Annotated in this window: 14 protein-coding genes; 13 read left to right on the forward strand and 1 reads right to left on the reverse strand. The window is 71.7% G+C overall.

Annotation, left to right across the window (positions count from 1 at the left end):
- Window positions 1–314: 314 nt before the first annotated feature.
- From ACMCNK_RS32635 to ACMCNK_RS32645, 3 genes are all read left to right on the forward strand, one after another.
- Window positions 315–1274, forward strand: coding sequence for a heme o synthase (locus ACMCNK_RS32635; RefSeq protein WP_412740169.1), 960 nt, complete (start codon window positions 315–317; stop codon window positions 1272–1274).
- A gap of 203 nt (window positions 1275–1477) precedes the next feature.
- Window positions 1478–1771: a hypothetical protein gene (locus ACMCNK_RS32640; RefSeq protein WP_412740170.1), complete on the forward strand. Its 294-nt coding sequence runs from the start codon at window positions 1478–1480 to the stop codon at window positions 1769–1771.
- A gap of 22 nt (window positions 1772–1793) precedes the next feature.
- Window positions 1794–2711, forward strand: coding sequence for an ATP-grasp domain-containing protein (locus ACMCNK_RS32645; RefSeq protein WP_412740171.1), 918 nt, complete (start codon window positions 1794–1796; stop codon window positions 2709–2711).
- A gap of 233 nt (window positions 2712–2944) precedes the next feature.
- On the opposite strand, the gene ACMCNK_RS32650 is transcribed toward ACMCNK_RS32645, so the two are convergent.
- The gene (locus ACMCNK_RS32650) at window positions 2945–3889 is read right to left on the reverse strand and encodes a COX15/CtaA family protein (protein WP_412740172.1); all 945 of its coding nucleotides are present in this window, start codon (window positions 3887–3889) and stop codon (window positions 2945–2947) included.
- Window positions 3890–4005: 116 nt separating this feature from the next.
- Here ACMCNK_RS32650 and ACMCNK_RS32655 point away from each other — a divergent pair, with 116 nt between their 5' ends.
- The 10 genes from ACMCNK_RS32655 (at window position 4006) to ACMCNK_RS32700 (ending at window position 22669) form a co-directional block, all read left to right on the forward strand.
- Entirely contained in the window at window positions 4006–4728 is a 723-nt protein-coding gene (locus ACMCNK_RS32655) for a helix-turn-helix transcriptional regulator (RefSeq protein ID WP_412740173.1), read from the forward strand.
- Window positions 4725–6146 (forward strand): Fe-S cluster assembly protein SufB, encoded by a 1422-nt coding sequence (gene sufB / locus ACMCNK_RS32660; RefSeq protein ID WP_412740174.1) that lies wholly within the window; start codon window positions 4725–4727, stop codon window positions 6144–6146. Before ACMCNK_RS32655 ends, sufB begins: the two co-directional genes overlap by 4 nt.
- A gap of 60 nt (window positions 6147–6206) precedes the next feature.
- Window positions 6207–7340 (forward strand): Fe-S cluster assembly protein SufD, encoded by a 1134-nt coding sequence (gene sufD, locus ACMCNK_RS32665; protein WP_412740175.1) that lies wholly within the window; start codon window positions 6207–6209, stop codon window positions 7338–7340.
- A 55-nt stretch (window positions 7341–7395) separates the two neighbouring features.
- The gene (locus tag ACMCNK_RS32670; protein ID WP_412740176.1) at window positions 7396–7728 is read left to right on the forward strand and encodes a non-heme iron oxygenase ferredoxin subunit; all 333 of its coding nucleotides are present in this window, start codon (window positions 7396–7398) and stop codon (window positions 7726–7728) included.
- Entirely contained in the window at window positions 7725–8483 is a 759-nt protein-coding gene (gene sufC, locus ACMCNK_RS32675; protein ID WP_412740177.1) for a Fe-S cluster assembly ATPase SufC, read from the forward strand. The genes ACMCNK_RS32670 and sufC overlap by 4 nt, the downstream gene beginning before the upstream one ends.
- Before the next feature lie 19 nt (window positions 8484–8502).
- Window positions 8503–9759, forward strand: a complete 1257-nt coding sequence (locus tag ACMCNK_RS32680; protein WP_412740178.1) for a cysteine desulfurase — start codon at window positions 8503–8505, stop codon at window positions 9757–9759.
- A complete protein-coding gene (sufU, locus tag ACMCNK_RS32685; RefSeq protein WP_412741062.1) occupies window positions 9756–10211 on the forward strand; it encodes a Fe-S cluster assembly sulfur transfer protein SufU in 456 nt (151 codons plus the stop codon). Before ACMCNK_RS32680 ends, sufU begins: the two co-directional genes overlap by 4 nt.
- Window positions 10212–10315: 104 nt before the next feature.
- Window positions 10316–10765, forward strand: coding sequence for a metal-sulfur cluster assembly factor (locus ACMCNK_RS32690; protein ID WP_412740179.1), 450 nt, complete (start codon window positions 10316–10318; stop codon window positions 10763–10765).
- 288 nt (window positions 10766–11053) lie between these two features.
- Entirely contained in the window at window positions 11054–17719 is a 6666-nt protein-coding gene (locus tag ACMCNK_RS32695; RefSeq protein WP_412740180.1) for a putative Ig domain-containing protein, read from the forward strand.
- Between the two features lie 306 nt (window positions 17720–18025).
- A complete protein-coding gene (locus ACMCNK_RS32700) occupies window positions 18026–22669 on the forward strand; it encodes a putative Ig domain-containing protein (RefSeq protein ID WP_412740181.1) in 4644 nt (1547 codons plus the stop codon).
- The last annotated feature ends 38 nt before the right edge of the window (window positions 22670–22707 follow it).

Here is a 22707-nt window from a genome sequence, read left to right on the forward strand (position 1 = left end):
GCCGGTCGAGGTCGGACCAGTTCAAAGCATCTGTGCCAGCCACGTCGGTTCTGCTCCTCGGGCGTCTCGGGGGGACCCTACGAACTCGACCCTATCCATTACCCGTGAACACCCGCCGTGCGAACCTGGCAGGCCCATACGCTGAGAGCGGACAGGCGGATCGCCCGGCCGGAAGGTCGCGGCGTGTGACGCCGTGCACGCGGGCCGGGTCCTCCGGTCGGCCGTACAGGCTGCGCGTAGTCTGTCCGAGCGTGCCGTCGGCCCCGCCGGCAAGGGGCGCGCAAATCCGCGCCGATGCCGGAAGGTGGCTGTCCGTGAGCATGATCACCGAGCGTCCCCAGGGACGGCCGTCCGGCGTGCGCGAGACGGCACCGTTCCCGGCCGACCGTTCGGGGGTGCGCCGCGACGTCCGGGCGGTGCTGCGGGCGTACGTGGCGCTCACCAAGCCGCGCATCGTCGAGCTGCTGCTGGTCACCACGGTCCCGGCGATGATGCTGGCCGCGGACGGGTGGCCCGACTTCGGTCTGGTCGCCGTGGTGCTGATCGGCGGGTCGCTGGCCGCGGGCGCGGCGAGCGCGCTGAACTGCTACATCGACCGCGACATCGACCAGTTGATGCGGCGCACCAAGCGGCGTCCGCTGCCCGCGCACACGGTTACGCCGCGCGCGGCACTGGTGTTCGGGCTCGTGCTGGCGGCGGTGTCGCTGGTGCTGATGGCCGTGTTCACGAACTGGCTGGCGACCGCGCTGACCGCGGCCGCGATCGTCTACTACGACCTGGTCTACACGCTGTGGCTCAAGCGCCGTACCCCGCAGAACACGTTCTGGGGCGGGGTGTGCGGGGCGGCGCCGGTGCTGATCGGGTGGGCGGCGGTCACCGGGTCGCTGGCTCCGGGCGGCTGGGCGCTATTTGCCGTTGTTTTCTTTTGGCAGATGCCGCATTTCTACGCGCTGGCGATCACGTACAAGGACGACTATGCCCGGGCCGGCATCCCGATGCTCCCGGTGGTCCGTTCCGCGCGCCGGGTCAACGGCGAGATCCTGCTCTGGACGGTCCTGACGGTCGCCGCGTCGCTGGCCGCCTGGCCACTGGGCCTGGGCATCGTCTACGGCGTCACCGCGATCGTCACGGGCGCGCTGCTGCTCGGCGAGGCGATCCTGCTCGTGCGGCGGAGTCACCGCGGCGAGCCGCTCAAGCCGATGCGCCTGTTCCACTGGTCCGTCACGTACCTGACGATCCTGTTCATCGCGGTCGCGATCGACGCCCTGCGCTGAGTCCGGGTCCCTCTGCCGGGCGGTGGGTGACCCGCGGCCGGGTGACGGAGCAACGCTCGTTCGGACGAACCCTGGTGAAGGTGCAATTCGGACCAAATCCGTGCATACCAATGCGGTGAACGTCCATAGGGGCAGGTAATTGGCATCACAAAAAGCGCCGAGGGGTGCGTGCGCCGGGCCACAGTCTGCTTAGGCTGCCCCTCATGGCAGAAGGTTCCGATACGACACTGACCGCCGGCATCAAGTCGTTCGCCGTGGGACACGGCGGCGCCAAGGCGGTCATCGAGTACGTCGGCAAGCGTGGCGCCCGCATCGTCCTGGTGGGCGAGGACGGCGCCTGGACCGACCAGTTCGCCGACGGCACCGACGTGGCCCGCGAGGCCTGCGAGACCGCAGGAGTCGAGGTGCAGAACGAGTGGGAGCGTGAGCTGATGGAGCAGATGCGCCCCAGCGGCGACCTGTGGCGGTCGATGTCGCGCCGGAGCATGGCCCGCTGATCCCGATGCGTGCGGCACACCGGTGACCTCGGACCCGTCCGGCCCCGCGACCCGGGAGCGATCCCGGGTCGCTCTCGTCACCTCGGACCACTTCCCCGACCTGTACGCCGACGATCACCCCCTGCGTGCGGCGCTGCGCGCCCGCGGGGTCGCGGTCGACGCGGTGTGCTGGGACGACCCCGCCGCCGACTGGGCCGCCTACGACCTGGCGGTGCTGCGTTCGACCTGGGACTACCCGCCCCGCCGCGACGCGTTCGTCGCCTGGGCCGGGAGCGTGCCCCGGCTGGCCAACCCGGCCGACATCGTCGCGTGGAACACGGACAAGCACTACCTGCGGGACCTCGCCGAGGCCGGCGTGCCGGTCACCCCGACCCGGTTCGTGGAGCCCGGCGAGGCGTGGACCGCCCCCGCCGCGGGGGAATGGGTGGTCAAGCCGGCCATCAGCATCGGCAGCCGCGACTCCGGCCGCTACCGGCTGCCCGAGCAGAGCGAGCTCGCGCAGGCCCACGTGGCTCGGCTCGGCGCAGCCGGGCGTACCGCGATGGTCCAGCCGTACCTCGCCGCGGTCGACACGGTCGGCGAGACCGCGGTGCTGTGCACCCCGGACAAGACCGGCGCGCTGCGGTACAGCCACGCCGTGCGCAAGGACGCCCTGCTGCACGGCCCGGACGCCGGCAGCGACCCCAGCGCGTACCGCCAGGAGATCAGCTCGCGCGAGGCGGGCGAGGCCGAGCTGGCCGTCGCCGCGCTCGCCCTGGCGGCCATCCCCGGCGGCGCCGACCGGCTGCTGTACGCCCGGGTGGATCTCATCCCGGGCCCCGACGGCCGACCGCTGCTGGTGGAGCTGGAACTCACCGAGCCGTCGCTGTTCCTGCTGTATGACGACGGCGCCGCCGACCGGCTCGCCGACGCGATCCTGGACCGCCTGCCGCGCTCGTGACCGCCGGCCCGGCCGCGGGTCGTGCCGGGTGGTCCTGGGGCCTGTTCCGGCTCCGGGTCACGCCAGGTCCATGCGGCGAGCGCGCCGCGGGCCCAGTGCGCCGCGGGCCCAGTGCGCCGCGGCCCAGTGCGCCGCGGGCCCAGTGCGCCGCGGGCCCAGTGCGCCGCGGCCCAGTGCGCCGCGGGCCCAGTGCGCTGCGGCCCAGTGCGCCGCGGGCCCAGTACTCCGCGGGCTCAGTGCGCCGCGGGCACCGGGTCTGCGGTCTCGGCGGTGATGGGGGGAGCGGCCGGTTCCGGGGCGGCCGGGACCCCGGGACGCTCGCGCAGGCTCCACAGCACGGCCAGGGTGCCGACCCAGACCAGGCAGGCGCCCAGCATGTGCGCCCCCACGAGCAGCACCGGCAGGTGCGTGACGTACTGCACGAAGCCGATCAGCCCCTGCGCCAGCTCGATCGCCACGAGCCCCGCCGCGGCCCGCACGGCAGTCGGCGGCGCGCCCACGGCGCGCAGCGCGAACCACAGCGCCACCGATAACCCGAGCAGCAGGAACACCAGGTCGGCGTGCGCCTGGGAGATCATTTCCGGGTTCAGCCCGTTGCGCCGGGCGTGCTCGTCGCCCGCGTGCGGGCCGCTGCCGGTCACGACCACGCCCAGCACGATCACCGCGGCGCTCACCGCCGCGGTCAGCCCGGCCAGCACGCGCAGCGGCGCGGCCACCAGCGGGCGGGCGGGGCCGTCGCCCTCGGCGGTGCGGCGCCACAACGCGTACGCGAGGGCGATCAGCGCCATGGACAGCAGGAAGTGCAGCCCGACGACCCACGGGTTGAGGTGGGTGAGCACGGTGATGCCGCCGATCACGCCCTGGGCGGGGATGCCGAGCAGCACCCCGAGCGAGAGCAGCACCAGGGAACGCCGCCGGGGCCGCTGCCACAGCGCGGCCACGAAGCACGCGAGCGCGATGACGCCCAGGGCGACGCTGAGCATCCGGTTGCCGTATTCGATGGCGCCGTGCACACCCATGGCGGCGGTCGTGGTGTACGACGCGTCGGTGCACTTGGGCCACGTGGGGCAGCCCAGGCCGGAGCCGGTCAGGCGGACCGCGGCGCCGGTGACGACCAGCGCGATGTTGGCCACCAGGCTCGCCAGGGCGAGGGGGCGCAGGGGGGCGCGGAAGCTCACGTCCCGGATCGTACGCGTAGATTTGATCTTGTTTGCGAGTGCTGGCCCGGGGCGGTGTCCTGGATCACCGGAACCCGGGTTTGCGGGCGCCGGGCGAAATACGTAACGTTGCCGTAGTGAAAAACGCGGTGCTGTCCCGGGGAGGTGCGGTGGCGAACGCCAGCGCGCCGGACGGACGTACCCGCGACCGGGTCGCCCAGCTGTTGCTGGAGCGCGGCGCGGCCACCGCGGCCGAGCTGGGCGCGGAGCTGGGCCTGAGCCCGGCCGCGATCCGCAAGCACCTCGACGCCATGCTCGCCGAAAGCCTCGTCGAGGTGCGGGAGCGCGCCCCGCGTGGTCCGCGTGGCCGCGGCCGCCCCGCCAAGACGTTCGTGCTGACCGCCGAGGCGCGCGAGGGCTTCCCGCACTTCTACGACGGCATCGCCACCGCTGCGGTCCGCTGGATCGCCGAGCACGGCGGCCCCGAGGCGGTCAGCGCGTTCGCCGCCGCCCAGGTCGCGACGCTGGAGGACCGCTGCCGGGCGGCACTGCGCTCGGCCGGCGAGGACCCGATCGCCCGGGCGGAGGCGCTCGCCGAGGCATTGACCGCCGAGGGCTACGCTGCCAACTCGACCGCGATCGCCTCGGGTGGGCAGCTGTGCCAGCATCACTGCCCGGTGGCCCACGTGGCCGCCGAGTTCCCTCAGCTGTGCGACGCCGAGACCGCGGTCATCTCGCGGCTCATCGGCACCCACGTGCAGCGTCTCGCGACCATCGCGCACGGCGACGGGGTGTGCACCACGCACATCCCGGGACCGGCACGGGAGAAAGCCGCCATCACGGTTAGGACGGATAGATGACCGACCAGATCGTCACTCAGGAAGAGCACCTCGCTGCCCTGGGCAAGTACGAGTACGGCTGGGCCGACGCCGACGTTGCGGGCGCTGAGGCCCAGCGCGGCCTGTCCGAGGCAGTGGTGCGCGACATCTCCGCGAAGAAGAACGAGCCGGAGTGGATGTTGGAGCGCCGGCTCAAGGGGCTGCGGCTGTTCGACCGCAAGCCCATGCCGAACTGGGGCGCCGACCTCACCGGCATCGACTTCCAGAACATCAAGTACTTCGTGCGCTCCACGGAGAAGCAGGCCCAGTCGTGGGAGGACCTGCCCGAGGACATCAAGAACACGTACGACAAGCTGGGCATCCCGGAGGCGGAGAAGCAGCGCCTCGTCGCGGGTGTCGCCGCGCAGTACGAGTCCGAGGTCGTCTACCACAAGATCCGTGAGGACCTCGAGGAGCAGGGCGTCATCTTCCTCGACACCGACACCGGCCTGCGCGAGCACGAGGACATCTTCAAGGAGTACTTCGGCACGGTCATCCCGGTCGGCGACAACAAGTTCGCGTCGCTGAACACCTCGGTGTGGTCCGGCGGCTCGTTCATCTACGTGCCCAAGGGCGTGCAGGTGGAGATCCCGCTGCAGGCGTACTTCCGGATCAACACGGAGAACATGGGCCAGTTCGAGCGGACCCTGATCATCGTGGACGAGGGCGCGTACGTGCACTACGTCGAGGGCTGCACCGCGCCGATCTACTCCTCCGACTCGCTGCACTCCGCGGTCGTCGAGATCATCGTGAAGAAGAACGCCCGCTGCCGGTACACGACCATCCAGAACTGGTCGAACAACGTCTACAACCTGGTCACCAAGCGCGCCACCTGCGAGGAGGGCGCGACCATGGAGTGGATCGACGGCAACATCGGCTCCAAGGTGACCATGAAGTACCCGGCGGTCTACATGACCGGCCCGCACGCCAAGGGCGAGGTGCTCTCGGTCGCCATGGCCGGCGAGGGCCAGCACCAGGACGCGGGCGCCAAGATGGTGCACGCCGCGCCGCACACCTCGTCGACGATCGTCAGCAAGTCGATCGCCCGCGGCGGCGGCCGGACCAGCTATCGGGGCCTGGTGCAGGTGCTGGAGGGCTCGGCGCACTCCAAGAGCACGGTCAAGTGTGACGCGCTGCTGGTCGACACGATCAGCCGCAGCGACACGTACCCGTACGTCGACATCCGCGAGGACGACGTGGCCATGGGCCACGAGGCGACCGTCTCCAAGGTCAGTGAGGACCAGCTCTTCTACCTGATGAGCCGGGGCCTGACCGAGGACGAGGCGATGGCGATGATCGTGCGCGGCTTCATCGAGCCGATCGCCAAGGAGCTGCCCATGGAGTACGCCCTGGAGCTCAACCGCCTGATCGAGCTGCAGATGGAGGGCGCGGTCGGCTGACCGCCCCGTCGCTGCTGACCGCCTGTCGTTGAATCGTCGAACTACCCGAGCAAGGACGAGATGACTACCGAGGCCCTGGCCCCCCCGAGCACCAAGTCGCAGGTGCTGCGCTCCTTCGACGTCGCCGACTTCCCGGCCCTGACCGGCCTGGAGGAGGAGTGGCGCTTCACCCCGCTCAAGCGGCTGGGGTCGCTGGTCACGGCGAGCACGCTGACCGGGGCGGCCCCGGTGCTGGAGTACGGCGGCCTGCCGGCCGGAGTGGCCGTCAAGTCCGTCTCCGCCGCCGACGTGGAGCCGGTGCTGACCCCGTTCGACCGGATCTCCGCGCTGGCGTTCGGGGCGGCGGTCGACGTCAACCTGATCGAGGTGGCCGCCGAGACGGTCGCGGACGCGCCCGTACTGATCAAGGTCGTCGGCCAGGGCACGGACGCCGCGGCGGCCCGTACGGTGGTCAAGATCGGTGGGTTCGCCCAGGTCACGCTCGTGCTGGAGCAGGTCGGCGGCGCCGTGCTGGCGGACAACGTCGAGGTGGTCGTCGGTGACGGCGCTCAGCTGCACCTGGTCACGCTCGCCGAGTGGGACGCGGACGCGGTGCAGGCGCAGCACATCCGGTTCCGGGTCGGCCGCGACGCCCGGGTCAACCACGTGCAGGTGGCGCTCGGCGGTTCGCTGGTCCGCCAGTTCACCAGCGTCGAGTACGCGGGCCGCGGCGGCGAGGCCGAGCTGTGGGGCCTGTACTTCGCGGACGCCGGGCAGCACTTCGAGCACCGGCAGCTGGTCGACCACGGGGTGCCGGACTGCCGCAGCTACGTCGGCTACCGGGGCGCGTTGCAGGGCGCCTCGGCGCACACCGTGTGGGTCGGCGACGTGCTGATCCGGGCCGCCGCGACCGGCACGGACACGTACGAGATCAACCGGAACCTGCTGCTCACCGACGGCGCCCGGGCCGACTCCGTGCCCAACCTGGAGATCGAGACCGGTGAGGTCGCCGGGGCGGGGCACGCCAGCGCGACCGGCCGCTTCGACGACGAGCAGCTCTTCTACCTGATGGCCCGCGGCATCCCGGAGGGCGAGGCCCGCAAGCTGGTCGTCCGTGGCTTCTTCGCCGAGCTGATCAACAAGGTGCCGATCGAGGAGCTGCGCGAGCGGCTGGGCGACACCATCGAGGCCCGCCTGGCCGAGGTCGAGTCATGATCGACTGCACCGAGCGCAGCGAGGGCCGGGAGAGCATGACAAAGGCAGGCCCGTCGTGACCTTCGAGCTGGTCGGGTCCGCCGACGACGTGGCGAAGGGCACCGCGATCAAGGTCGAGGTCGACGGCGTGGAGATCGCGGTCGTGCACGCCGACGACGACGCGTTCTACGCGGTGCGCGACGAGTGCAGCCACGCCACGGTCGCCCTCTCCGAGGGCGAGGTCGACGGCTGCACCCTCGAATGCTGGCTGCACGGCTCGCGCTTCGACCTGCGTACCGGCGAGCCCACCGGACTGCCCGCCACCGAGCCGGTGGCGACCTTTCCCGTCGAGATCCGCGACGGCGAAATCTACGTCTCTTCGACACCGAGCAATGGAGTAATGCCGTGAGCACCCTCGAGATCCGCGACCTGCAGGTGTCGGTCAAGCTGCCCGAGGGCGAGCTCAAGCCGATCCTGGCCGGCGTCGACCTGACCGTGAAGTCGGGCGAGACCCACGCCATCATGGGTCCGAACGGTTCCGGCAAGTCCACACTGGCGTACTCCATCGCCGGGCACCCCAAGTACGAGATCACCGGCGGCACGGTGACCCTCGACGGCGTCGACGTGCTCGCCATGAGCGTCGACGAGCGCGCCCGCGCGGGCCTGTTCCTGGCGATGCAGTACCCGGTCGAGGTGCCGGGCGTGTCGGTGGCGAACTTCCTGCGCACCGCGAAGACCGCGGTCGACGGCGAGGCCCCGAAGCTGCGTACCTGGGGCGGCGAGCTGCGCTCCGCGATGGAGCGGCTGCAGATGGACCCGTCGTTCGCCCAGCGCAACGTCAACGAGGGCTTCTCCGGCGGCGAGAAGAAGCGCCACGAGATCGTGCAGCTCGAACTGCTCAAGCCGAAGATGGCCATCCTGGACGAGACCGACTCCGGTCTGGACATCGACGCCCTGCGCATCGTCAGCGAGGGCGTCAACCGGGTGAAGGACACCGGCGAGACCGGCGTCCTGCTGATCACCCACTACACCCGCATCCTGCGTTACGTGAAGCCCGACTTCGTGCACGTCTTCGTCGCCGGCAAGATCGTCCAGGAGGGCGGTCCCGAGCTGGCCGAGCAGCTCGAGGCCGAGGGATATGAGCGTTACCTGACCCGCGCCTGAGACCCCCGAAGGACTCACGATGACGTTCGACGTTGCCCGGGTGCGTGCCGACTTCCCGATCCTCGGTCGGGAGGTCAACGGGCACCCGCTGGTGTATCTCGACAGCGCCAACACCTCGCAGAAGCCGCGCGCGGTGCTCGATGCGATGCGCGCGCATCACGAGCGGCACAACGGCAACGTCTCCCGTTCGGTGCACACGCTGGGCACCGAGGCGACCACGGCGTACGAGGACGCCCGGGCGAAGGTGGCCGCGTTCATCGGTGCGGCGGCACCGGAGGACGTGGTGTTCGTCAAGAACTCCACCGAGGCGATCAACCTCGTCGCGTACGCGTTCTCGAACGCCGCCACGCAGCCCGACGTGGACCCCCGCTTCCGGCTCGGCCCCGGCGACGAGGTGGTGATCTCCGAGATGGAGCACCACTCGAACATCGTGCCGTGGCAGCTGCTGTGCCAGCGCACCGGTGCCACGCTGCGCTGGTTCGGCATCACCGACGACGGGCGGCTCGACGAGTCGCGCCTCGGCGAGCTGGTCAACGAGCGTACGAAGATCGTCTCGATCGTGCACATGTCGAACATCCTCGGCACGATCAACGACCCCGCCCGGATCGTCGCCCGGGCCCACGAGGTCGGCGCGCTGGTGCTGCTGGACTGCTCGCAGTCCGTGCCGCACCTGCCGATCGACGTGGCCGAGCTGGGCGCGGACTTCATCGCGTTCACCGGCCACAAGATGCTCGGGCCCACCGGCATCGGCGCGCTGTGGGGCCGCGGCGAACTGCTGGCCGCGATGCCGCCGGTGCTCGGCGGCGGTTCGATGATCGAAACCGTGACGATGGAGCGGACGACGTTCGCCGCCCCGCCGGCCCGGTTCGAGGCGGGCACCCCGCCGATCGTCGAGGCGGTCGGCCTGGGCGCCGCGATCGACTACCTGTCCGCGCTCGGCATGGCCGCCGTCCACGAGCACGAACAGGAGATCACCGGGTACGCCCTGAAGACGCTCGCCGACGTTCCCGGGGTGCGCGTGTTCGGCCCGGGCGGTCCGGAGGGGCGCGGCGGCACGGTGTCGTTCGACGTGCAGGGAGTCCACCCGCACGACGTCGGCCAGATCCTCGACGACCTCGGGGTCGAGGTGCGGGTGGGGCACCACTGCGCCCGCCCGGTGTGCAGCCGGTTCGGGGTCGCGGCGATGACCCGCGCATCGTTCTACCTGTACACCACGACCGAGGAGATCGACGCGCTGGCGCAGGGACTCGACCGGGTGCGGAGGGTGTTCGCCTGATGATGGACCAGCTCTACCAGGACATCATCCTGGACCACTACAAGCACCCGCACGGCAAGGGGCTGCGCGACCCGTACGGCGGGGAGGCGCACCACGTCAACCCCACGTGCGGGGACGAGATCACGGTGCGCGTCGCGGTCGAGGGCGACAAGCTGGCCGACATCTCGTACGACGGGGCGGGCTGCTCGATCAGCCAGGCGTCCGCATCCGTGCTGCACGAGCTGCTCCAGGGCAGCGACACCGCGCAGGCGTTCCGGGTGCACGAGGCGTTCCTGGAGCTGATGCAGGGCCGGGGCCAGGTCGAGCCGGACGAAGAGGTACTCGGCGACGGGATCGCGTTCGCCGGGGTGGCGCGGTATCCGGCCCGGGTGAAATGCGCGCTGCTGCCGTGGATGGCGTTCAAGGACGCGGCGGCGCGCGCGGGCGTGAGCGCAAGCCCGGCCAAGGCGTAGTGGTGTGAACGGCGTGAGCGAGCGCGTGCGGAAGGATGACTGGGCATGAGCGAGTGCACCGAGCGCAGCGAGGGCCGCGAGCGCATGCGGAAGGATGACAGGGCATGAGCGACAGGACCGTTGAAGAGATCGCCGCGGACGCCGCGGACACCGCCGGCCCGGACGACGCGACGTCGGCGAACGCCGTCGCGGATTCCAAGGCCGGTGTGGTCAAGGGCGACGGCCCGGCGCGGGCGTCGGTCGAGGACGTCGAGGAGGCGATGCGCGACGTCGTCGACCCGGAGCTCGGCATCAACGTGGTGGACCTCGGCCTGCTGTACGGCATGCACGTCGACGACGAGAACGTCGTCACGCTCGACATGACCCTGACGTCGGCGGCCTGCCCGCTGACCGACGTGATCGAGGACCAGACCCGCCAGGCCCTGACCGGGGGCCCTGGCGGCGGCCTCGTCAGCGATTTCCGGATCAACTGGGTGTGGCTGCCGCCGTGGGGCCCCGACAAGATCACGGACGACGGGCGGGAGCAGTTGCGGGCGCTCGGCTTCAACGTCTGACGTCCGTGCCTTAGGGCTTTCCCGGAGACATTCCCGACCCGCCCGCGCGGGGCTGGTACCGGTGTGACCGATGGGTCCGCAGGGCAGCCTTGATGCGTGACCTTGACGGGGCCCTGAGCGATCTTGAGGGGGCCCTGAGCGGGTCTCCCCCCTTCGGGCACCGAGGTCGGTGCCGGGTGGAGTTCCGGCGGCACCGACCGCGGGCCGGTGCCGCACCGTTGTCCGCTGCCGCACATATGCCGCGATTCCCTACCTTTCCCGTGTCGCATTGGGCGTGGAAGGTTGGGCATGACGGGTCACGGGCTGCACAAGGTTTCGGGGAATTCTGGCCGGCACGGCGGGTCACCGCGCGCGTTGGCGCTGCTCGCGCTGAGCTGCGTGGCGACGATCGTGGCCGCGTTGGTCGCGGTGGCGCCGGCTCAGGCCATCGCGCCGCCGGTGACGAACCCGACGGTGACGAACCCGGGCGCCCGCGTCAGCGGCGTCAACCTCGCGACGAGCCTGCAGATGGCGGCCCTGGGCGGCACGAGGGCGTACCTGTGGTCGGCGACCGGCCTGCCCGCCGGGCTGACCATCAACGCCACCAGCGGCCTGATCTCCGGCAAGCCGACCCAGGTCGGCACGTACGCCACGAGCGTCACCGTGACCGACTCGGGCAAGCGGACCGGCAGCGCGTCGTTCGCGTGGACGACGGAGATCCCGCCGGCCGTGGCCAACCCCGGCCTGCGCGCCTCCGTCGTCGGCTCCGCCGTCTCGGAGACGATGTCGGCCACCGGCGGCACCGCCCCGTACGTGTGGTCGGCGACCGGGCTGCCCGCCGGCGTGAGCATCAACGCCACCACCGGCGCCATCACCGGCACCCCCACCAAGGCCGGTGCGTTCACCACGGTCGTCACCGCGACCGACGCCGTGAAGATCCCCGGCAGCACCACGGTCAGCTGGAACGTCGCAGCCACCGCGCTCGCCGTCACGAACCCGGGCACCCAGCAGTTCACCGTCGGCCGTGCGGTCACGCTGCGACTGGCCGCCAAGGGCGGCACCGCCCCGTACACGTGGGCTGCGACCGGGCTGCCCGCCGGGCTGGCCCTCAACGCCACCACCGGCGCCGTCACCGGAATCCCCAGCGCCACAGGCGCCTCCATGGTCACGGTGACGGCCACCGACAAGGTCCAGCGCACCCACACCATCAGGTTCGGCTGGGCCACCGCGACCACCCCGGTCGTCACCAGCCTCGGCGCCCAGTTCAGCGGGATCAAGATCGCGGTGAACCTGCCGATGGCCGTCACCGGCGGGGCGACGCCGTTCGCCTGGACCGCGACCGGGCTGCCCGCCGGGCTGACCATCAACCCGTCGACCGGGGCGATCACCGGTACCCCCACCACCGCGAAGGCGTACAGCGTCAAGGTCACCGCGACCGACGCGGGCCAGCGGGCCGCCAGCGTGTCGTTCCCGTGGACGACCGGGATCGCGCCGACCGTGAGCAACCCCGGCCCGCGCGTCTCCGTCCTCGGTGCCGCCGTCACGCAGCCGATGTCGGCCGCCGGCGGCAAACTCAAGTACGTCTGGTCGGCGACCGGGCTGCCCACCGGCGTGAGCATCAACGCCACGACCGGCGTCATCGCGGGCACTCCCACCGCCGCCGGTGCGTACAGCGTCACGGTCACCGCGACCGACGCCGCGAAGATCCCCGGCAGCACCACCTTCACCTGGGACGTCGCCACCACGGTGCTCGCCGTCACCAACCCGGGCACCCGGCAGTCGACGGTCGGCCGGGCGGCGACCCTGACCCTGTCCGCCACGGGCGGCACCGCCCCGTACACGTGGGCCGCGACCGGGCTGCCCGCCGGGCTGAGCCTCAACGCCATCACCGGCGTCGTCACCGGTACGCCGAGCGCCTCCGGGACCTCGACGGTCACCGTGACGGCCACCGACGCGGTCCGGCGTACTCACACGATCACCTTCGCCTGGGTGACCGCGACCGAGCCCACCGTGACCGGTGCGGGCGCGCAGAGCGGCACGGTCGGCGCGACCGTGGCCACGACGATCACCGCGAGCGGTGGCGCGGCGCCGTACACCTGGTCGGCGACCGGCCTGCCCGACGGGCTGCAGATCAACGCCGGGACCGGGGCCATCACCGGCACGCTCACCAACGCGGGCGACGCGACCGTGACCGTGACCGTGACCGACACCGCCGGGCGCACCGGCCACACCACCTTCACGTGGACCGTCACCGGCACGATCACCGTGACCGACCCCGGCACGCAGCAGGCCACCCTCGGGCAGGACACCACCCTGACCCTGGCCGCCGAGGGCGGCACGCTGCCGTACACGTGGGCCGCCACCGGCCTGCCGGCCGGCCTGACCCTGAACGCGGGCACCGGCGTGATCGGCGGAACACCGACCGCGGCCGGCCGTGACACCGTCACGGTGACCGGCACCGACGCTGCGGGACGTACCGGCAGCGTCTCGTTCACCTGGATCGCCGCGGCCGCACCGGCCGTCGCCGACCCGGGTACGCAGATCGCCACGATCGGCGTGGACACGAACACCACGCTCACCGCGGAAGGCGGCGTCGCCCCGTACGTGTGGTCGGCGACCGGCCTGCCCGCCGGGATGGCGATCAGCCCCCAGGGTGTCCTCGCCGGAGCCCCGACGACCGCCGGCGACGTGCCGGTGACCGTCACGGTCACCGACGCGGGGGGCCGCACCGGCACCGCGACGTTCACCGTGGCGGTCGCCGAGCCGGTCGGCATCGAGAACCCGGGCACCCGCACCGGCGCGGTCGGCGTCCCGACCTCGTTGAGCCTCGTCGCCGGCGGCGGCGTCGCGCCGTACGCGTGGACGGCCACCGGGCTGCCCGGCGGCCTCGCCATCGACGCGGCCACCGGCGTCATCAGCGGAAAGCCGAGCACCGAGGACTCGTACGTGCCGGCCGTGACCGTCACCGACGCCGCGGGCCGTACCGTCAGCCTGTCCTTCCCGTGGACCGTGCTCGGCACCCTTTCCGTGGGCATTCCCGCCCAGCGCAACCTTGCCGTGGGCATCGCGGCCACCGTGCCGGTGCCGGTCACCGGCGGCACTGCGCCCTACACGTGGACGGCGGACGTCCTGCCCGCCGGCATGTCGCTGGACCCCGCCACCGGCGTGCTCACCGGCACCCCCACCACCGCCGGCCCGACGAGCACCACGATCACCGCGGTCGACGCGCTCGGCCGTACCGGCAGCGTGGTCGTCGAATGGGGCGTCGCCCCGGGGGCACCGGGCCAGGTGACCACGTCGTCGACCGACCCGCAGACCGTGACCGTGTCGTGGCCCGACGTGGCCGGGGCGGCCGCATACAAGATCTACCGCGATGACGCGTACGTCGCCACGGTGCCGAACGCGCAGTTCACCGACCGGCAGCTGGACGGCTCGACCGGCTACCGCTACCAGGTCAGCACGGTCGACGGGAACGGTACCGAGTCCGCGCGCAGCACCGAGGTGACGGCGACGACCGGCGCTCTGCCGGTCACCCGGTACAACTACGCCCGCTGCGACGCGGCGGACCGCCACCGCGGCTGCTTCTACACCACCATCGCCTCGCCGACCCGCCGGGAGTACGGCGACGCCAACGACGCGGAGCTGACCGACGGCCGGCGCGGCGACCTCGACGTGGAGAACTCCGGTCCCTGGCAGGGCCACAGCCAGAACGCCACGTTCTCGTACGTCATGGACCTGGGCGTTCTGCGCCCGGTCGCCGAGATCAACAGCAGCTGGCTGCAGATCCGGTCCGAGGAGATCTCCCTCCCGGCCAAGGTCACGTACTCGACCTCGGTGGACGGCCACGCGTACACGCCGGTGGCCGCGATCGAGCGTCCCGCGGTCTCGGACGCCGACCAGATCAAGACGTACCGGGCGATCAACCTGGACCAGAACGTCCGTTACATCAAGGTGGACGTCAACGGCGGCGCCGACTGGACCCTGGTCGACGAGGTCGAGGTCCGTGGCAACACCGCCGCCGCGGCCGCGGCGGCGTACTCGCTGGCCGCGACCGTGTCGCCGCCGGCCATCACGGCCGGTGACTGCACCGGCGACCCGGCCTGTGTCCTCGCACCCGCCCCCTCGGGCGGTGACGACTGGAACGCGCTCAACACCGCGGTGACCGCGGCGGCCGCGCGCATCACCCCGGCGGAGCTGGACGGCAGCGGTGCGGTGGTGACCCCGGCGGTGCCGGCCACGGTGCTGCTCGACGCCGGGACGTACCGGCTGGGCAAGATGCTGAAGCTGCCGCCGAACGTGAACCTGCGCGGCCGGGGCATCACCGCCACCACGGTCTCGATGATCACGGCCAACTGGGTCAACTTCAACTACGGCTTCCTGATCAGCTGGGACCACACCGCCAAGGCGGGCAGCAGCAACCTGGTGTCGGACCTGACCGTCAACGGCAACTGCCGTGAGGGTGCCGGTGCCCCGGTCCCGCAGGACATGCCGGGGCGTCCGGGTCAGGACTGCGACTTCCGCGTGAAGACGCCCGTGGACAGCAACAACGCGGGTGGCGGCATCGCGGTCGGTGACCGGTGGACCGTACGTCAGGTGCGCTTCACGAACCTGGAGTACTTCAAGGTCTGGGTCGGCGACGGCGTCACGGACGCCCGGATCACGGACAACCGCTTCGACAACTGGGGCGGCGCCGAGTCCGGCAACGAGGACAACGTCGGCGGCGGCGGCAAGAACGACGGGGCCGTCATCGAGTACAACCAGTTCGACAAGACCATCCACGGCAACAGCTTCGACTTCACCAACGCCATCCGGACCACGATCGCGCACAACACCGTCCGCGCGGACGGTGCGGTCACCGCCGCCCGCGGGGAAGCGTCCGGCAACATGTACCTGGAGGGCATGGTCGAGGCCACGGTCTCGTACAACGTCCTGTACGGCGCGGCGATCAACCTCAAGACCAACGGCGCGTACGGCCACTCGGGCGAGAACAAGGACATCACGAACCCGCGCGACTCGGCGGTGCACGGCAACCACATCCTGTACCCGGCGGACGCCGGAATCGTCGTGACCTACGACGACTACAAGGACGGCGACGGCACGACGGGCACCGTCGGTGAGTGGGGCAAGGACAGCACGGTCAGCACCGACCACTTCGTCCGGCCCGGCGGCCACAACGTCATCGAGGACAACGTGGTCGAGTACGCCAACCGCTCCGGCATCCTGGTGATCGGCTCCTACAACGTCGCCAAGAACGCCCCGGACACGATCAAGAGGAACACGATCCGCAATGCCGGCTGGGCGGGTTCCGCGGTCTACGACTCCGGCGCCGGGCTGTTCGACACCGCCGGCATCGGCCTGTCGATCGGCAACGGTGACGAGGTCTACGACAACACCGTCGTCAACGACCCGGCCAAGAAGACCACCTGGTACGGCATCGACCTGGGCGCCCGCAGCAGCCCCACCCCCGTGACGAACACCGTGTTGACGGGCCCGTACGGCGAGACGAACACGTTCAGCGACCTGATCGCCCTGCCGGTGCACATCGCCACGCGGATGCCGGCGGCGCCGAACAAGGTCACCGCGAACGGCAAGGCGCTGACGTGGGAGGAGTCGGTCCCGCAGGACGGCCTTCCGGTCGCCGGCTACCGCGTGTACCGCGACGGCGACGTCGTCGGCGATCTGCCGGTCGGCAGCGTCGCGGTCCCGGGCAACCTGCTCACCGCGGACGAGTCGGGCTTCGAGAACGCGGCCGCCGGGACCACCGGCTGGACGACCGCGTCCAACACCCGCACCACGCTGAACCGCGTGGACACCGGCGGCGCGATCGGCACCGGTGCGATGTCGCTGACCTCCACCGGCGCCGGCGAGCTCCAGGCGCTCAGCCGCAAGGTCGCGGCGACGGCGGGTCAGGACTACACGTCGGTCGTCTCGGCGAAGGCGCAGGGCGCCGGGCGGTGGGTCCGCGCGGGCCTGAAGTTCACCAACGCCAGCGGAACGGTGCTGGGTGAGCCCGCGACCGGCAACCAGGCGACGCTCGACGCCACGACCGGCTGGATGACCAGCAGCTACACCGGCAAGGCCCCGGCCGGCACGACGTCGGTGCAGGCCTGGTACATCATCGAGAACACGGTCGCCGGTGAGGTGCACCTGGTCGACCGGCTCGGCCTGGTCGGCGGGACGCGTACCGAGATGTTCAGCGAGGCGAACCCGCCGGCGGGGCAGGCCGTCTACCACGTGGTGGCGTACACGTCGGACGACAACTCCACGCCGTCCACGGTGGTCGCTGCGGCCACCGATTCCGGTACGGACCTGACGGGCTGGACCACCATCGTCGGCGACGGCGTCTTCGCGGCGGAAAACCAGGCGCCCGTGAGCGACGCGGACATCGCCGCCGAGCACCGGGGCACCGACACGCGGCTGCGCGCCAACGTCGGCAACCGGGGGATCATGGCGCACGTGCTGTCGTACAAGCGGGTCACGGACGTGACGATGATGTCGACGGTGCAGCGGGCCGGGTACTCGTTCCGGATGCCGTACATGCCGACGACGGCCGGGGGGCCGCTCAACGGCCAGACCGTCGAGGGTGGGCTGTTCGTCTGGGACGGGATGAACACCCGGGTCGACCACGGGACCGCGTTCCAGTGGGTGCTCAACCCCTGGGATGCCAACTTCGGCAAGATCAATGTGTGGACGAGCGCGAACGGCGGCACGTGGGCGGCAGCCGGTTACCTGAAGCCGGACACGGCCTGGCACAACGTGTCGTTCATGGTGGATCCGGCGGGCCAGAAGGTGGCTTTGACGATCGACGGTGTCACCATTCCGGCGCCGTACTCGCGGACGCCCAAGAGCGGGTGGGGCATCGACGTGTCGGCCCGCCTGCAGGCCGAGGCGATTTCGCTGTGGCCGGGCAAAACGGCCACCTGGGCGCCGCAGCACGAGGTGCTGATCAAGGATTGGAACTGGGCCCGCCAGTAACGGTGGCTCGTGGCATTCAGGCGCGTCGGGGATCCGGCGCGCCTGAATGCCTTTAGGGCTTTCCCGGAGATCTTTCCGACCCGCCTGCGGTCGTCCGGTGCCGGTGTGACCGGTGGGGCCGCATCGCCGTGCTGATGCGTGATCTTGAGGTGGCCCTGAGTGCGTCTCCTCCCTTCGGGCACCGAGATCGGTGCGCGGCGGACCCTGACGGCACCGACCGCACGCCGGTGCGGGACGGTCGACCCTGCCGGGCATATGCCGCCAATACGTACTTTCCTTCTGTCGCTGGGAGCGTGGAAGGTGGGCATGACGGACAGGGTTGCGATGAGTTCCGCCGGGCGCGGCGCGGGGCGCCGCATGCTGGCGGTACTCGCGCTGACATGTGTGGCGACGCTGGTCACCGGCGTCGTGGCGGTGCCCTCGGCGCAGGCTGCCGGCACGCCGAAGGTGACCAACCCGGGCGCCCGCTCCAGCGCGGTCAACGTCACGCTGAGCCTGCAGATGACCGCCGGCGGGGGCCGGAAGCCGTACCGGTGGTCGGCCACCGGGCTGCCCACCGGTCTGCGGATCAACACCACCAGCGGCCTGATCTCCGGCAAGCCGACCAGGGTCGGCAGGTACACCGCAAAGGTCACCGCGGCCGATGCGGCCAAGCGTTCCGGTGGTGTGTCGTTCACGTGGACCGTCGCGACCGTGCCGGTCGTCGTGAACCCGGGCATGCGGCCCGCGGTCGTCGGCACCGCGGTCTCCCAGGCCATGTCGGCCACGGGCGGCAAGGCCCCGTACGTGTGGTCGGCGACCGGCCTGCCCACGGGCCTGAGGATCAACGCGGCGACCGGGGCGATCGTGGGAAGCCCGACCGCGGCGGGCACCTGGACGACCAAGGTCACCGCGAGCGACGCCCTGAAGATCGCCGGTAGTGCGAGCGTCACCTGGGACGTCGCCACGTCTGCGCTCACCGTGGCCAGCCCGGGTGCGCGGCAGTCCGCCGTCGGGCAGCCGACGTCCCTCACGCTGGCCGCGGCCGGTGGCACCGCTCCCTACACCTGGAGCGCGACCGGGCTGCCCGCCGGGCTGACACTCAACGCCGCCACCGGGGTCGTCTCCGGCACGCCCACCGCCGACGCCGGTGCCACGGTGACGGTCACCGCCACGGACAAGGTCAAGCGCACCCACACCGTCACGTTCGGGTGGGTCGCCGGGACCGCGCCCGTCGTCGTGAACCCGGGCCTGCGGCCCGCGGTCGTCGGCGCCGCCGTCTCCCAGGCCATGTCGGCCACGGGCGGCAAGGCCCCGTACGTGTGGTCGGCGACCGGCCTGCCCGCGGGCCTGAGCATCGACGCGGAGACCGGCGTGATCGCGGGTGTCCCGACCGCGGCGGGCACCCACCCGGCCGAGATCACCGCGACCGATGCCGGGAAGATCGCGGGCCGCGCGAGTTTCACCTGGGACGTCGCCGCCGCCGCGCTCACCGTGACCAGCCCGGGCACCCGGCAGTCCACCGTCGGGGATCCGGCCACCCTCACCCCGGCCGCGGCCGGTGGCACCGCCCCGTACACGTGGACCGCGACCGGGCTGCCTGGCGGGCTCACACTCGACACCGCCACCGGGGTCGTCTCCGGCACGCCCACCGCCACCGCCGACTCCACGGTGACGGTCACCGCCACGGACACCGTCGGGCGCACCGGCGCCGTCACGTTCACGTGGAAGACCGCGACCAGGCCGACCGTGACCGAACCCGGCGCACTGGCCGGCACGGTCGGCGTCGCGGCATCGACCACCCTCACCGCCACCGGCGGCACGACCCCGTACGCATGGTCGGCGACCGGCCTGCCCGCCGGGCTGGGGATCAACGCCGACACCGGCACGGTCACCGGCACCCCCACGAACGCGGGCGATGCCACCGTGACCGTGACCGTGACCGACGCCGCGGACCGGTCCGGCAGCGCCACCTTCACGTGGGCGGTCGCAGGCCCGATCACCGTGGCCGAACTCGGCACCCAGCAGGCCACCCTGGGCCGGGCTGCCACCCTGCAGCTGGCCGCCGCCGGTGGCGAGGCGCCCTACACGTGGGCCGCCACCGCCCTGCCCGCGGGCTTGATGCTGAACCCGGCCACCGGCGTCGTCTCCGGCACACCCACCTCGGCCGGCGCCACCACCGTCACGATCACCGCCACCGACACCGCCAAGCGCAGCGCCAGTACGTCGTTCCGGTGGGTCGCCGCCGCCGCGCCGGTCATCACCGACCCCGGTACGCGGATCGCCACGGTCGCCACGGCCGCCGCCACCACCACGCTCACCGTCGACGGCGGCGTCGCCCCGTACACCTGGTCGGCGGCCGGGATGCCCGACGGCATGACCCTCAGCGCCGCCGGCGTCCTGTCCGGAACCCCGGCGACCGCCGGCGACGCGTCGGTGACCGTCACGGTCACCGACGCCGGGAACCGCACCGGCACCGCGACGTTCACCATCGCGGTCGCCGAGCCGGTCACGATCGAGAACCCGGGCGCCCGCAACGGCGTCGTCGGCGTCGCCATGTCGCTGAGCATCGCCGCGGGTGGCGGCGTGGCGCCGTACACGTGGACGGCCACCGGCCTGCCCGGCGGCCTCAGCATGGACCGGGCCACCGGCGTCGTCGCCGGCACCCCCACCACCGCCGGGCCGCGCAGCAGCACGGTCACCGTCGTCGACATCGTCGGCCGTACCGGGACGGCGGCCATCGAGTGGACCGTCGCCGCCGCGCCGCTCGCGCCGGTGTACTCGCTCCCGACCGCGGTCTCCCCGCCCGCCATGACGGCCACCGAGTGCAGCGCCGACACCCGTTGCGTGCCCGCGCCGGCCCCGTCGGGCGGCGACGACTACGCGGCGCTGAAGACGGCCATGGACGCGGCCGCTGCCCGGGTGATCCCGTTGTCGTTCGACGGCGAGACGTGGACGATGCCCGTACCGGCCACGGTGCTGCTCGACGCCGGTACATACCGCCTGAGCCACAGCCTGCGGCTGCCCGCCTACGTCAACCTGCGCGGCCGCGGCATCACCGCCACCACGCTCTCGATGATCACGGCGAACTGGTCCAACCTCCGCGGCGGTTACCTGATCGACCACAGCTCTGCGGAGTATGCGGACGAAACCACCAGCCTGGTGTCCGACCTGACGGTCAACGGCAACTGCCGCGAGGGCGCCGGTGCCCCGAACCCGCAGGACATGCCGGGCCGCCCGGGCGAGCCCTGTGACTACCGCGGCGCCGGTGGCTGGCCGTCCCCGGCGGACGCTGTGGGCGGCATGTCGGTCGGCGAGGGGTGGATGGTGCGGCAGGTCCGTTTCACCAACATCGAGTCCGTGAGGATCCGGCTCGACGACCCGACCCGACATGTCCACATCAGCGACAACCGCTTCGACAACTGGGGCGGCGCCGAGTCGGGCGAGGCGGACAACGTGGGCGGCGCCGGGGCCGAGTACGTGACGATCGAGGACAACCAGTTCGACACCACCGCGTCCGGGGATAGCATCCACCTCGTCGGTGGCTGGCGGGACACGATCGACAACAACACCGTACGGTCCGATCGCGCCGTCGCCGCCGCCCGCAACAAGCGGGTGGCCGGCAGCTTCCACCTGGAAGGCATGTCCGCCGCGAGCATCAGCGGCAACGTGCTGTACGGCGCCCACATTCGCCTCGACTGGATGACCGACGTGGAATACGAGGGCGGGAGGAAGATCTACCGCAACCCGGCCGACACGGTGATCTCCGGCAACCGGGTCAGCGTCGCGGACGACGCCGGCATCGTCGTGGCCTACGGCAAGAACCCCGGCGGTCCCACCGACGACATCGTCGACGAGGGTGGCAACAACGTCATCCGGGACAACGTCGTGGAGTACGCCGACCAGTCCGGCATCGTGGTGTACGGGGACGCCGGTAAGCGCGTTCCGGACACGCTCACGGGCAACACGATCCGCAACGCCGGCTGGTCCGGCTCCGCCTTCTACGACACCGGCGCCGGCCGGTTCGTCACCGCGGGCATCGGCATCGGCATCGGCAACGGCGACCGGATCTACGGCAACACCATCGCGGACGACCCGGCCCGGAGGACCACCTGGTTCGGCATCGACCTGCACCTCCTTTCGGGGAGCCCGTCCAACACCGTGCTCACCGGACCGAACGGCGAGACCAACACCTTCGCGGGCCTGCTCGGCACGCCGATCCTCGGGTGGAACTCGCTCTCGGCCCCGGGAGGGCTTGCGGCGACCGGCAAGTCGTTGGGCTGGAACGTGCCGGGGTCCTCGGCGTCCGACCCCCCGATCCTCGGCTACCGGGTGTACCGCGACGGCAAGGTCGTGGCCGACGTGCCGGCCGACAGCACCGACGTCCGCGGCAACCTGCTGACCGCCGACGAGTCCAGCTTCGAGGATCCTGCGGCCTTGACCGCGGGCTGGACCGCCGCAAACGGGCGCACCACGCTGAGCCGCGTGGGCACCGGCGGTGCGGTCGGTACGGGCGCGCTGGCGCTGACCTCCAGCGGTGCCGGCGACCTCGAGGTGGTCGGCCGCAGGATCGCCACGACTCCGGGGCAGCAGTACACCGCGGTCATCTCCGCGAAAACCCTGGGTGCCGGCCGGCGCGTCCACGCGGGCATGAAATTCTTCGACGCCGCCGGCAGGGTGTTGTCCACCACCGAATGGAACCTGCGCGCGCCGGTCGACTCCCCGGCCGGCTGGGCCACCGGCAAGGTCTTCGAGGAGGCGCCGGCGTTCGCGGTGTCGGTGCAACCCTGGTATCGCATCGAAGGCACGGTCGCCGGCGAGGTGCACCTCGTCGACCGGCTCGGCTTGATCGCCGGTGGGGAAACCGAGCAGTTCACCGAGCCGAACCCGCCCGCGGGCCCGGCCACCTACTACGTGGTGGCGTACACCGCGACGAACTTCTCCACTCCCGCCATGGTGGTCGCCCCGTAAGGTCCGGCGAATGTGTCGGTCGCGGGTGGTACAACGCC

Origin of the sequence: Krasilnikovia sp. MM14-A1259, assembly GCF_047159535.1 — a bacterium.
Taxonomy (GTDB): Bacteria; Actinomycetota; Actinomycetes; order Mycobacteriales; family Micromonosporaceae; genus Actinoplanes.